The following is a 12,108-nucleotide window of genomic DNA, read 5'->3' as shown; positions in this document are numbered from 1 at the left end:
GGGGTCAGGCGGCCCAGTGGCCGCGGCTGCGGTAGACGTCGCGGAGCACGCTGACGTGATCGGTCATGATGCCATCCACACCAAGATCAAGTAAGTGGTGCATCTGGGCGGGTTCGTCGATCGTCCAGACGTGCACGTGCAACCCCATCCGGCGGCAGTACGCGAGGAACCGCCGGTCCACCACCGGCACCCGCCCGAAGGAGACCGGGACCTGCGCGGCGACCACGGACGGGGGCAGCCGCACCGGTCGCCCGTGCAGCGAGGCCAGCCGCAGCCGGGCCACGCCGCGCATGCCGAGGCTGGTGGCGACCGTCGGGCCGGCCAGCGCGCGCAGCCGCGACAGCCGGGCGTCGCTGAACGAGGCGAGCAGCACCCGGTCACCCGCGCCGGCCCGGGTGACGGTGGCGACCGTGGGCGCCACGCCGCCGTCGGACTTGACGTCGATGTTGAACCGCACCTGCGGCCAGGCGTTCAGCACGTCGTCCAGCCGGGGCACCAGGGCGGCCCCGCCGACGCGCACCGAGGTCAGGTCGGCCCAGCGCAGGTCCGCGATGCGACCGGGCTCGCCGGTGACCCGGCGCAGCGTCGGGTCGTGGAAGACCACGGGTACGCCGTCGGCGGTGGCGTGCACGTCGGTCTCCACGTACCGGTAGCCCAGGGCGACGGCACGGGCGAACGCGGCGGCGGTGTTCTCGTCGCCGTCGGCCGCGCCGCCGCGGTGGGCGAACGCCAGCGGCGCGGGCGCGTCGAGGTAGCCGTGACGGGGCTGCACGCGGGCAGTATGCCCGGCCCGGGTGGCGCGCACATGGCCGGGCGATGAAATTACCTATCGTTCCCTATCGTGACTAAGATAGGGTGCGATGAGTAGCGACATGTATTCGGTTGAGCAGGTCGCTGACCTGCTCGGGCTGCACGTGCGCACCGTGCGCGGCTACATCCGGTCCGGTCGGCTGCGGGCCACCCGGATCGGCAAGCAGTACCGGATCGCGCGCGCGGACCTGGACGCGCTGACCGGCCGGCCGGCCGTCGCGGCCACCGGACCGGCGGCGGAGGTGTCGAGCGTCCTGCGGCTCGACGGCGTCGACCGGACCGCCGCCGACCGGCTCGCGACGCTGGTGCTGGCCGGCGTGAACACCCACCACGACCCGGACCGTCCGCTGCGGGTGCAGACGGTCCACGACGAGGAGCGGCAACGCATGACCATCATGATCCTGGGCGACCTCACCGCCACCGCCGACCTGCTGCGCCTGGTCGACGGTGTGCTGGGCGGCGGCAACGACCTGCTCGGCGGCGGCCGTGACTGACCTGATGCAGGAGCGCGCCGGCGTGGCGGTGCTGGTCTGCGATCCGGACGGCCCGCCGATCGCCACCGAGCGCGACGCGCTGGACCTGATCGGCGCGGCGTTCCTCGGCGCGACTGTGGTGGCGGTGCCGGCCGAGCGGCTCGACCCCGGCTTCTTCACGCTCGGCACCCGCTTCGCGGGCGAGGTGATGCAGAAGTTCGTCAACTACCGGCTGCGCCTGGCGATTGTCGGCGACATCTCCGACCACATGGAGCGCAGTGGCGCGCTGCGCGCGCTGGTGGCCGAGTCCAACCGCCACGACCAGGTGTGGTTCGTACCGGACCTCGACGCCCTGGACGCCCGCCTGCGCGCCACCCCCTGACCCCCGTCGATCTTGCGATTGCGGCCCTCGTTCGGGGCGGTTTGCCGGGTTCAGCCGGGCCGCAAATGCAAGATCAACGGGGGCGGGCGGGGGCGGTGGCTGCGTCGCGGGTTCCCGGCGGCGGGTAGGGCTGCTCCGCGAGCAGCCGGGCCAGGTGGGCGCTGTTGAGCGCCAGCGCGGCGGTGGTGCGGCCGGTCGTGTCGGGTTTGGGGCGGGCGTCGACGTAGTCGGTCTTGTGCAGCGCCTCGCCGACCCAGTAGGTGGCCCCGGCGGCCGGGCAGGTGAACCCCACCTCGTTGAGGGCCTGCTGCACCTCGGCGATGGTGTGGTGCGCGCCGTCCTCGTTGCCGACCACTGCCACCCCGCCGACTTTGCCGTAGGTACGCAGGCGGCCCTGGTCGTCGGTCTCGGACAGTTCGGCGTCCAACCGTTCCAGGACCATCTTGGTGACCGACGAGGGCTGACCGAGCCAGATCGGCGTGGCGATGATCAGGATCTGGGCGGCGAGCAGCTTGGCGCGGATGGCGGGCCAGCCGTCGCCGGCGCCCTCGTCGACGGAGACCCCGAAGCGCACGTCGTGGTCGACCACGCGGACGATCTCGCCGTCGACACCCTGATCGGCCAGCGCGTCGAGCACCTCCTGACCGAGCACCTGGGAACTGGACGTCGCCGGTGAGCGCTTCAGGGTGCAGTTGAGGACGAGTGCTCGAACAGCGGTCATGGCCGGATCCTCTCCGCCTCGGGATTGCGGGACTTGATACCCGCCTCCGGGGCCGGGATGCGTCAGCCGGCGCGGTGGCGGCGGTGGGCGCGGGCGGTGTCGACCGGCCGGCCCGGGTCGACGTGGCGCGGCAGGTCCGGCTCGTCGGGGCGCAGCGGGACCAGGTCGTCGGTGATCGCGTCGATGATCCGGTCGGTGGCGTGCCGGGCCGCGCCGGGAGAGCCCGACCGCAGGTCGTCGATCGGCACCGGGGCGCCGAAGTGCACCCGGATGGCGGGCCGGCGGACGAGCGCGCGGGCCACCCCACGCAGCATCCCCTTGGGCGCGCGGTACGGCAGTACCTCGTGCGAACCCCACTGCGCCACCGGTACGACGGCGGCGCCGCTGGCGAACGCGAGCCGGGCCGTACCGGTCTTGCCCCGCTCGGGCCACATGCCCGGGTCGAGCCCGATGCGTCCCTCCGGGTAGACGAGCACCACCGAGCCGCCGGCCACGGCCTGGGCGGCGACCTCCAGCGAGCGGTGCACGGCGGCGGTGCCGCGGTCGACGCGGATGTGCCCGGCGCGGCGCATCAGCGCCCCGATCACCGGGGTGCGGAACAGGCCGCCGGTGGCCATGATCCGTGGCGCGACGTCGCGGACCCGGCAGGCGGCGGCGAGCACGACCGGGTCGAACGGGCTGATGTGGTTGGCGGCCAGGATCAGCGGGCCGCGGCGCAGCGCGTCGGGCACGTCGCCGGTGACCTCCAGCCGGCCGACCAGCCCGACGGCGGCGCGGGCGAGCGTCTGCGCGCCCCGCCACAGCAGCGGCGCGCGCCAGAGGGTGCTGTTCATCAGTGCTGGATGGTCGCACGTGCAGGGGTGGCGGCGGGAGCCGGTGGGGGTCCTCCGGCAAGGGTGATCAGGGTCATTGGTCCCGGACCGGGTGGGGCCCTGCGGCCCTGCTGCTTTCGCTACGACGCCGAGTAGTATCTACTACGTCTCGTAGTATGCACAGCTGGGGGTTTTCTGGTGGACGCGTTGGACGTCGCCCGCTGGCAGTTCGGTGTCACCACCGTCTACCACTTCTTGTTCGTGCCGTTGACCATCGGCCTGTCCGTGCTGGTGGCGATCCTCCAGACCATGTGGCACCGCACCGGCAACGAGCGGTACCTCAAACTCACCAAGTTCTACGGCAAGCTCTTCCTGATCAACTTCGCGATGGGTGTGGTCACCGGCATCGTGCAGGAGTTCCAGTTCGGCATGAACTGGAGTGACTACTCCCGCTTCGTCGGTGACATCTTCGGCGCGCCGCTGGCCATCGAGGCCCTTGTCGCGTTCTTCCTGGAGTCCACGTTCATCGGCCTGTGGATCTTCGGCTGGGACCGGCTGCCCAAACGCCTGCACCTGGCCGCGATCTGGGCCGCCGCGATCGGCACGAACCTGTCGGCGTACTTCATCCTCGCCGCCAACTCGTTCATGCAGAACCCGGTCGGCTTCCGGATCAACCCGGAGAGCGGCCGCGCCGAGCTGACCGACTTCGTCGCCGTGCTCACCAACAAGGTCGCCCTGGTCACCTTCCCGCACACGCTGGCCGGCTCGTTCCTGGTCGCCGGGTCGCTGATGGTCACCGTCGGCCTGTGGCACGTGATGCGCAACCGCGACAGCGCCGACACCGGCGCGTACCGCTTCGCCACCAAGCTCGGCTCCTGGGTCGTCCTGATCTCCTCGGCGCTGGTGATCCTCACCGGCGACATCCAGGGCAAGATCATGACTGAGGTGCAGCCGATGAAGATGGCCGCCGCGGAGGGCCTCTACACCACCGAGAGCCCCGCCTCGTTCTCCGTGCTCACCGTCGGCAGCCTCGACGGCAGCCGCGAGATCTTCGCTCTCAAGATCCCGTACCTGCTGTCGTTCCTCGGCACCGGCGACCCCAACGGCACCGTGCAGGGCATCAACGACCTCCAGGCCCAGTACGCCAGCCAGTACGGCCCCGGCAACTACGCCCCGATCATCCCGGTCACCTACTGGAGCTTCCGCTTCATGATCGGCTTCGGGCTGGCCGCCGCCGCGATCGCGCTGCTGGTGCTCTGGAGCCAGCGCAAGGGCCGCACCCCCACCAGCAAGTGGCTGCTGCGCGCCGGCCTGGTCATGCCCGTGCTGCCGCTGCTGGCCAACTCCTTCGGCTGGATCTTCACCGAGATGGGCCGCCAGCCGTGGATCGTCTTCGGCGAGATGCTCACCCGTGACGGCGTGTCCCGCAGCGTCTCCCTGACCGAGGTCCTCACCTCCTTCACCGCGTTCACGCTCATCTACGCCGTCCTCGCGGTGGTCGAGTTCAAGCTGCTGGTCCGCTATGCCCGCGCCGGCGTCCCGGACGTCACCCCGCAGACCGACGACGACGACACCGACGACGCCGAGCGCCCGCTGGCGTTCGCCTACTGACACCCCGGAGCCCAACCGTGGAACTGACGACCGTCTGGTTTCTCCTCGTAGCAGTGCTCTTCACCGGCTACTTCATCCTCGAAGGCTTCGACTTCGGCGTCGGGATGCTGCTGCCGGTGCTCGGCCGCGACGACCGGCAGCGCCGTGTCCTGATCAACACCATCGGCCCGGTCTGGGACGGCAACGAGGTGTGGCTGATCACCGCCGGCGGCGCCATGTTCGCCGCCTTCCCCGAGTGGTACGCCACCCTGTTCTCCGGCTTCTACCTGCCGCTGCTGCTCATCCTGCTGGCCCTGATCGCCCGCGGCGTCGCCTTCGAGTACCGCCACAAGCGGCCCGAGGCGTCCTGGAAGCGCCGCTGGGACCAGGCCATCTTCTGGGGCTCGGCGATCCCGGCCGTGCTGTGGGGCGTGGCGTTCGCCAACATCTTCCGCGGCGTGCCGCTGGACGCCGACCACGAGTACGTCGGCGGGCTGCTCGACCTGCTCAACCCGTACGCGCTGCTCGGCGGCCTGACCACGCTGGGGCTGTTCCTCACCCACGGCGCGGTGTTCCTGGCGCTCAAGACCACCGGCGACATCCGCGAGCGCGCCGGCGCCCTCGCCGTCAAGCTCGGCGTCGGCACGGCCGTGGCCGCCGTGGCGTTCCTGAGCTGGTCGCTGACCATCCGCTCCAGCGCCGCCGCCGTCGTGCTCGCCGTCGGCGCCGCCCTCGCCCTGCTCGGCGGTCTGGCCGCGGCCAAGGTACGCCGGGAGGGCTGGGCGTTCACCGGCACCGCCGTGGCGATCGCGCTGGCCGTGGCGACGCTGTTCGCGGCGCTGTTCCCGAACGTGATGCCGTCCACGCTCGACGCGGCCGGCACGCTCACCGCCACAAACGCCGCGTCCACCCCGTACACCCTGAAGATCATGACCTGGGTGGCGGTGATCTTCACGCCGATCGTCCTGGCGTACCAGGGTTGGACGTACTGGGTGTTCCGCCGCCGGATCGGGGTACAGAACATTCCGCAACACTGATCGACCTGTGGGCGCAGGGGCGCGGGGCCGGTGCGAGGGGGTCGCACCGGCCCCGCGGGGCGTTCAGCGCGCCTCGCGCAGCTCCGCCAGCCGCGCCTCGATCTCGGCCAGCTCGGCGCGCAGCTTCTCCGCCTGCTGCTCCGCCTCGGCCCGCTCGGCGGCGAGGATCTGCTCCACCGCCTCCTGCACCCCCGGCACGTCCACCAGCGCCACCATCCGCAGCGCCTCGGCCGGCTTCACCACGTACGGCCGGGCCAGCGCCTTCGTGCCCTGCTGCGCGGCCACCGTCCACTCGCCCTCGGCGTACGCCAGCGTCACCGTCAACCCCGGCGGGGTCTTCGGCTTCGCGGCCTTCACCGCCCGCTTCGCCGGCTTCGGCTCCGCCTGCGGCGCCTCGGTCTTCGGCTCCTCCCGTCGTGGCGCCGGCACCCGCGGGGTGTCCAGCACGAACTCCGGCTCCGGCGCGGCCGGCGGCTGCTCCGGTTCCGGCTTCGCCTCGGCGGCCGGACGCCGCCCGGCGCCCTTCGGCGCGATCGCCACGTCGGCGGGGGAGAACGGCAGCTCGTCGCGGCCGAAGCGCACCACCACGAACTCCTCCGACGCCTCCGGGTCGGTCAGCTCCACCACCTGCCCGATCTGCCCGGCGATCTGCCCGGCCGCCTCGGTGAACACCACCCGGGGCTTGCGGCCCGCCGCCAGCGCCTCCCGGATCCCCTGAACCTCGTCAGTGGACAAACCCTGACCCGCCATCACGCCCTCTTCCGTACACCTGTTTGACGCAGCCTTGATACCAGCCGGCTGCGACACCTCGATGATCAGCCCCCGAGGGCCCGCAACGCCGCGTCGGCGTGCTCGTTCATGCTCAGCTCGCTGCGCACCACGGCCAGCACCCGCCGGTCCGTGCCGATCACGAACGTCATCCGCCGCGTGCTCAGCGGCCCCAGCGGCAGCCGCCGCCGCACCCCGAACGCGTCGGCCACCGTGCCGTCGACGTCGGAGAGCAGCGGATAGTCGAACCCGTGCCGGCGGGAGAACTCCGCCTGCCGCTCCACCGGATCACGGCTGATCCCGACCCGCTGGGCGCCCACCGCGGCGAACTCCGCCGCCAGATCCCGGAAGTGACAGCTCTCCGCCGTGCAGCCCCGCGTCATCGCCGCCGGATAGAAGAACAACACCACCGGCCCGGCGGCCAGGAACTCCGACAGGCGCCGTGGCGTACCCGTCTCGTCCGGCAGCGTGAAATCCTCGACCAGGTCACCGACACCCATCGTGTTACTCATGACGCGAGGATATGTAGACATCGGCGATCCGGCTCCGTCGTACCCGGCGAGCGGCGGGGAGGCACCGCCGCACGACGCGAAGGACCGACAGTGAAGTACGTAATCATGATCCACTCCAACCCGGAGCCGTGGGGGCACCCCACCTCCGAGTATCTGGCCGCGTACCAGGAGTTGCCCGCCGAGGTACGGGACCGGCTCAACGCCGACTTCGAGCAGGTGCTGACCGAGCTGCACGCCAACGGTGAGCTCGTCGTCGGTGAGGCGCTCGCCGACCCCGCCACCGCACGGCTGTACCGGTGGAGCGACGGCGCGCCGCTGGTGACCGACGGCCCGTACTCCGAAGCCAAGGAACACCTCGCCGGGTTCTTCCTGATCGACGTGGAGGACCAGGCCCGCGCCGAGGCCGTCGCGGCGAAGTTCGCCGGCCCGGGGGAGACCGTCGAGCTGCGGCCCCTGATGTGGCCGGGCGGCTCCGATCAGTAACGCCACAGCGCTGGCGGACGTGTGGCGCCGGGAGGCGCCGCACGTCCGCGCCGCGCTGCTGCGCCGCTACGGGCACCCCGACGCCTGCGAGGACGCCCTGCAGGACGCGGCGGAGGCGGCCGCCGCCAACTGGCCGCGCACCGGCGTCCCCGACGACCCCCGCGCCTGGCTGATCCGGGTCGCCGCGCGGCGGCTGATCGACCGGATCCGCGCCGACGCGGCCCGTACCCGCCGCGAGCGGCTCGACGCGGCCCGGCAACCCGACGCCGGCCGCGTACCGCCCGTCGACGACACGCCGGTGACCGGCGCCGACGACACGATGCGGCTGCTGTTCCTGTGCTGCCACCCGGCGCTGAGCCGCCCCTCACAGGTCGCGCTGACCCTGCGCGCGGTGGCCGGCCTGCGCGTCGAGCAGATCGCCGCCGCCTACCTGGTGCCGGCCCGGACCATGACGCAGCGGCTGAGCCGGGCCCGCGCGACGCTGCGCGAGGCGGGCGCCCGGTTCACCATGCCGCCGCCGCACGCGCTGCCCGCCCGGGTGGCCGCCGTGCTCGACGTGTGCCACCTGGTGTTCAGCGAGGGCTACACCCGCACCTCCGGCGACCAGCTCCTGGACGTCGCACTCGCCGAGGAGGCGATCCGGCTCACCCGCCAGGTCCACACCGCACTGCCCGAGCACCACGAGGTGACCGGCGCGCTGGCGCTGATGCTGCTCACCCACGCCCGGTCGCCCGCCCGCACCGACGCCGCCGGTGACCTCGTGCCGCTGGCCGACCAGGACCGCTCCCGCTGGCGCGCCGACCTGATCGACGAGGGCGTCGCGCTGCTCGGCCGGGCCCTGCCCCACGGCCCGGTGGGCCGCTACCAGCTCCAGGCGGCCATCGCCGCCGTCCACGCCGAGGCCCCGACGTTCGACGACACCGACTGGCTGCAGATCAGCGTCCTCTACGACATGCTGAGCCGGGTCGCCCCCAGCCCGTTCGTCACACTCAACCAGGCCGTCGCCGTGGCCATGGCGCACGGCCCCGACGTCGGGCTGGCGCTGCTCGGCCCGCTGCTGACCGACCCGGCCATGCACGGCCACCACCGGCTGCACGCCGTCCGCGCCCACCTGCTGGAGCTGCACGGCGACCCGCAGGCCGCCGCCGAGCACTACCGGCTGGCCGCCCGGCTCACCGGCAGCCTGCCCGAACAGCGCTACCTCAACCGGCGGCTGGCGCGCCTGACCAGCGACTCCTGATCGCGGTCACCGCCACACCCCGGCCACCTCGGCGGCCACCGTGTCGGCCTGGGCGAACCCGGCCCGCGCCGACGCGGCCCGCCGCGCCGGATCCAGCACGTTACGGCCGATCGCCGTGCGCGCCGCCCGGTCCGGCGACACCACCGCCACCCGCGCGCCGGCCGCCCGCAGCGCCGTCACCTGCGCCGACAGCCGCGGCATCGGTCCGACCGCCGCACGGGTCGGCGCCAGCACCACCACCCGCTCGCACCCGGCCGCCAGGTCCGCGTTCACCGGCGACCGGACGCCGCCGTCGACGAAACGCCGGTCACCGATCGTCACCGGCGGCCAGACCCCCGGCACCGCGCAACTGGCCCCGACCGCGTCCACCAGCGACGCCCCGCTGTCCGCGTCGAACACCACGAACTCGCCGGAGGCCGCGTCCACGGCGGTGACCAGCAGCCGCGCCGCCGGCCAGTCCGACGACGGCAGCCGCGCCGCGATCACCGCCCGCCGCGACTGCTCCGACGGGGTACGCGCCGACAACGCCATCGCGCCGATACGCGCCCGGGCCCGCGCCGCGTCCCGGCCCCGCCCACCGGCCCACGCCCAGCGCAACAGCACCCCCGTCCCGAGGCGCGCCGGCACCTCCTCGCGGGGCGGCCGCAGCTGCGCCTCGTACAACTGCGTCACCGGCGTACCCGAACGCACCTGCGCCCCGACCACCGACCCGGCCGACGTGCCCACCACCAGCTCCGCCTCGTCCAACCGCAGGCCGTGCCCGGCCAGCCCGGCCAGCAGACCCAGCTCCCAGGCCACCCCGGTGACCCCGCCGCCACCCAGCACCAACGCGCGCCCCATGTGACAGTCCTCTCCACCCCGGATGGTCCCGCCCACGGTAACGTCGCCCCCACCGCAAGGCAGGGGAGAATTGCATTGACCTCCGTCACCATCGTCACCGGGGGAGGACGCGGCATCGGCGCGGCCACCGCCCGGCGGCTCGCCGCCGAGGGCCACGACCTGGTCATCGGCTACCGCGCCGACCACACCGCCGCCGAATCCGTGGCCGCCGACGTCCGCGCGGCCGGCCGCCGCGCGGTCACCGTCGCCGCCGACACCACCGACCCGGACCAGGTACGCCGCATCTTCGACGCCGCCGACCGGCTCGGCCCGCTCACCGGCCTGGTCAACAACGCCGGCGTCACCAGCCCGATCGGCCCGTTCACCGACCTGCGCGTCGACGACCTGCGCGAGGTCGTCGACGTCAACCTCATCGGGTACGTGCTCTGCGCCCAGCAGGCGGCCCGGCGGCTCACCCGCGGCGGCGCCATCGTCAACGTCTCCTCCGTCGCCGCCACGCTCGGCTCACCCGGCGAGTACGTCCACTACGCCGCCGTCAAGGCCGCCACCGACACCCTCACCGTCGGGCTCGCCAAGGAACTCGCGCCGCACGGCATCCGCGTCAACGCCGTCGCCCCCGGCATCATCCGCACCACCATCCACGCCCGCTCCGGCGTGCCCGACCGCCCCGACTCCGCCGCCGGGCGGATCCCGATGGGCCGCGCCGGGGAACCCGAGGAGGTCGCCGGCGCGATCGCCCACCTGCTCGGCCCGGACGCCTCGTACACCACGGGCGCGGTCCTGCGCGTCGGCGGCGGGCTCTGACACGACGGCGGCCCGGGGTGTCCGCCCCGGGCCGCCGCCTCGCCTTCTGCGCTACTGGGTGAACAGCTTCGCCGCCGTGATCACCGTCTGCACCACCCCGTAGCCCAGCAGCACCGACACCACCAGCCACGACACCACCAGGCGGGTCCGCTGCCCGCCACCGCTGTGCTCGTTCACGATCCGCTCCTCTCCGTCGGCCCCTGCGCTGTCCCGTCCCGTCCCGACGCCGGCTCGTGGTAGCGCTCCGGCACCGGCCGCACCAGCAGGTTCGCCACCAGGCCGACGGCCAGCACGCCGACCATCGTGAACAGCGCCGGCCGGTACGCCGCCGCGGTCAACGTGCCCGGCTCGCCCTGCGCGTCGAGGAACCCGTTGACGATCAGCGGCCCGGCCACCCCGGCCGCCGACCACGCGGTCAGCAGCCGGCCGTGGATCGCGCCCACCTCGAACGTGCCGAACAGGTCCCGCAGGTACGCCGGAATGGTCGCGAACCCGCCGCCGTAGAACGACAGGATCACGGATGCCAGCAGCACGAACAACGCCGTCGAGGTCTGCCCCACCAGCGCCAGCAGCAGGTACAGCACCATGCCCACACCCAGGTACACCACGTAGATCGGCTTACGGCCGATCACATCCGACGTGGACGACCACACGAACCGGCCCGCCATGTTGAACAGCGACAGCACTCCCACGAACCCGCCGGCCGCCGCCACCGACACCGCCGAGGTCCCGTTGTCGCGGAAGAAGTCCTGGATCATCGGGCTGGCCTGCTCCAGGATGCCGATACCCGCCGTCACGTTGCAGAACAGCACCACCCACAGCAGCCAGAACGACCGCGTCTTCAGCGCGTTGGCCGCCGACACGTTCGCCGTGGTCACCAGCGGCTTCTCCGCCACCGTCGACGGGTCGAAACCGGCCGGCCGCCAGTGCGGCGCCGGCACCCGCACGTTGAACACCCCGAACATCATGATCACGAAGTAGCCGATGCCGAGCGTCACGAACAGCCACACCAGCGCCGAGCCCGACGCGGTGGAACCGCTGTCCGACGGGTCGTACCCGGCGTCGTAGAACGACAGCAGCTGCCGGGACAGGGGAGAGGCCACCATCGCCCCGCCACCGAACCCCATGATCGCCAGCCCGGTCGCCAGCCCCGGCCGGTCCGGGAACCACTTGATCAACGTGGAGACGGGGGAGATGTACCCGATCCCCAGACCGATCCCGCCCAGCACCCCGTACCCCAGGTACAGCAGCCACAGCTGCCCGGTCGCGATGCCCAGCGCCCCGACCAGGAAACCCGCCGCCCAGAAACACGCCGACACGAACATGGCCTTACGCGGCCCGTTCGCCTCCACCCACGTACCGGCGACCGCGGCCGACAACCCCAGCATCACGATCGCGATGCTGAAGATCACCCCGATCGCCGTCTGACTTGTGTCGAAATGCGCGATCAGGGAGTTCTTGTACACGCTCGTCGCGTACACCTGCCCGATGCACAGATGGATCGCCAGCGCCGCCGGGGGGATCAGCCAGCGGCTGTACCCCGGCGGCGCGACGGTGTGCCGACGATCGAGTGCGGAAAGCATCGTTGCTTCCTCCGTCCAGAAGGCGAGAACAGCCCGTTCATGCCCCCACCGCA

The 12,108-nt window shown here is 72.6% G+C and carries 15 protein-coding genes; 7 read left to right on the top strand and 8 right to left on the bottom strand.

What is annotated here, in order from left to right; all coding sequences use genetic code 11:
* Nucleotides 1-4: 4 nt before the first annotated feature.
* Nucleotides 5-772 carry a glycerophosphodiester phosphodiesterase gene (locus A8711_RS26310; RefSeq protein ID WP_069089656.1) on the bottom strand — a complete coding sequence of 256 codons (768 nt, stop codon included), beginning with the start codon at nucleotides 770-772 and terminating at the stop codon, nucleotides 5-7.
* Nucleotides 773-860: 88 nt separating this feature from the next.
* Between A8711_RS26310 and A8711_RS26305 the strand changes: the two genes are divergently transcribed.
* Complete coding sequence (locus tag A8711_RS26305; protein ID WP_233607745.1) at nucleotides 861-1,304, top strand: helix-turn-helix domain-containing protein; 444 nt, start codon at nucleotides 861-863, stop codon at nucleotides 1,302-1,304.
* Nucleotides 1,297-1,665, top strand: coding sequence for a DUF4180 domain-containing protein (locus tag A8711_RS26300; RefSeq protein WP_043324041.1), 369 nt, complete (start codon nucleotides 1,297-1,299; stop codon nucleotides 1,663-1,665). Before A8711_RS26305 ends, A8711_RS26300 begins: the two co-directional genes overlap by 8 nt.
* Nucleotides 1,666-1,738: 73 nt before the next feature.
* On the opposite strand, the gene A8711_RS26295 is transcribed toward A8711_RS26300, so the two are convergent.
* Both A8711_RS26295 and A8711_RS26290 read right to left on the bottom strand, forming a co-directional pair.
* Nucleotides 1,739-2,386: a flavodoxin family protein gene (locus tag A8711_RS26295; protein ID WP_064445966.1), complete on the bottom strand. Its 648-nt coding sequence runs from the start codon at nucleotides 2,384-2,386 to the stop codon at nucleotides 1,739-1,741.
* Nucleotides 2,387-2,448: 62 nt separating this feature from the next.
* Nucleotides 2,449-3,219 carry a 1-acyl-sn-glycerol-3-phosphate acyltransferase gene (locus A8711_RS26290; protein ID WP_069089655.1) on the bottom strand — a complete coding sequence of 257 codons (771 nt, stop codon included), beginning with the start codon at nucleotides 3,217-3,219 and terminating at the stop codon, nucleotides 2,449-2,451.
* A gap of 177 nt (nucleotides 3,220-3,396) precedes the next feature.
* Between A8711_RS26290 and A8711_RS26285 the strand changes: the two genes are divergently transcribed.
* Together A8711_RS26285 and cydB are read left to right on the top strand one after the other, a co-directional pair.
* Nucleotides 3,397-4,809, top strand: a complete 1,413-nt coding sequence (locus A8711_RS26285) for a cytochrome ubiquinol oxidase subunit I (protein WP_043324038.1) — start codon at nucleotides 3,397-3,399, stop codon at nucleotides 4,807-4,809.
* 17 nt (nucleotides 4,810-4,826) lie between these two features.
* A complete protein-coding gene (gene cydB / locus A8711_RS26280; protein ID WP_069089654.1) occupies nucleotides 4,827-5,825 on the top strand; it encodes a cytochrome d ubiquinol oxidase subunit II in 999 nt (332 codons plus the stop codon).
* 63 nt (nucleotides 5,826-5,888) lie between these two features.
* On the opposite strand, the gene A8711_RS26275 is transcribed toward cydB, so the two are convergent.
* Entirely contained in the window at nucleotides 5,889-6,575 is a 687-nt protein-coding gene (locus tag A8711_RS26275; protein WP_069089653.1) for a hypothetical protein, read from the bottom strand.
* Nucleotides 6,576-6,640: 65 nt separating this feature from the next.
* Nucleotides 6,641-7,105 carry a peroxiredoxin gene (locus tag A8711_RS26270; protein ID WP_276528381.1) on the bottom strand — a complete coding sequence of 155 codons (465 nt, stop codon included), beginning with the start codon at nucleotides 7,103-7,105 and terminating at the stop codon, nucleotides 6,641-6,643.
* A gap of 90 nt (nucleotides 7,106-7,195) precedes the next feature.
* Between A8711_RS26270 and A8711_RS26265 the strand changes: the two genes are divergently transcribed.
* Nucleotides 7,196-7,588 (top strand): YciI family protein, encoded by a 393-nt coding sequence (locus A8711_RS26265; protein WP_069089651.1) that lies wholly within the window; start codon nucleotides 7,196-7,198, stop codon nucleotides 7,586-7,588.
* A 19-nt stretch (nucleotides 7,589-7,607) separates the two neighbouring features.
* The gene (locus A8711_RS26260) at nucleotides 7,608-8,828 is read left to right on the top strand and encodes an RNA polymerase sigma factor (protein ID WP_083297108.1); all 1,221 of its coding nucleotides are present in this window, start codon (nucleotides 7,608-7,610) and stop codon (nucleotides 8,826-8,828) included.
* 6 nt (nucleotides 8,829-8,834) lie between these two features.
* Here A8711_RS26260 and A8711_RS26255 read toward each other — a convergent pair whose 3' ends face one another.
* The gene (locus A8711_RS26255; protein WP_069089649.1) at nucleotides 8,835-9,668 is read right to left on the bottom strand and encodes a patatin-like phospholipase family protein; all 834 of its coding nucleotides are present in this window, start codon (nucleotides 9,666-9,668) and stop codon (nucleotides 8,835-8,837) included.
* A gap of 75 nt (nucleotides 9,669-9,743) precedes the next feature.
* Here A8711_RS26255 and A8711_RS26250 point away from each other — a divergent pair, with 75 nt between their 5' ends.
* Nucleotides 9,744-10,472: an SDR family NAD(P)-dependent oxidoreductase gene (locus A8711_RS26250; RefSeq protein ID WP_069089648.1), complete on the top strand. Its 729-nt coding sequence runs from the start codon at nucleotides 9,744-9,746 to the stop codon at nucleotides 10,470-10,472.
* 51 nt (nucleotides 10,473-10,523) lie between these two features.
* Here the strand turns inward: A8711_RS26250 and A8711_RS32985 are convergent, their stop codons facing one another.
* Nucleotides 10,524-10,649, bottom strand: a complete 126-nt coding sequence (locus A8711_RS32985; protein WP_255361250.1) for a hypothetical protein — start codon at nucleotides 10,647-10,649, stop codon at nucleotides 10,524-10,526.
* Nucleotides 10,646-12,055, bottom strand: coding sequence for an OFA family MFS transporter (locus A8711_RS26245; RefSeq protein WP_064445960.1), 1,410 nt, complete (start codon nucleotides 12,053-12,055; stop codon nucleotides 10,646-10,648). Before A8711_RS26245 ends, A8711_RS32985 begins: the two co-directional genes overlap by 4 nt.
* Nucleotides 12,056-12,108: the final 53 nt, after the last annotated feature.

The sequence above is a fragment of the Micromonospora sp. II genome (assembly GCF_001709195.1).
Taxonomy (GTDB): domain Bacteria; phylum Actinomycetota; class Actinomycetes; order Mycobacteriales; family Micromonosporaceae; genus Micromonospora; species Micromonospora chalcea.
Note: the sequence above shows the minus strand (reverse complement) of the source record. Positions and strands in the feature narration are given on the sequence as shown.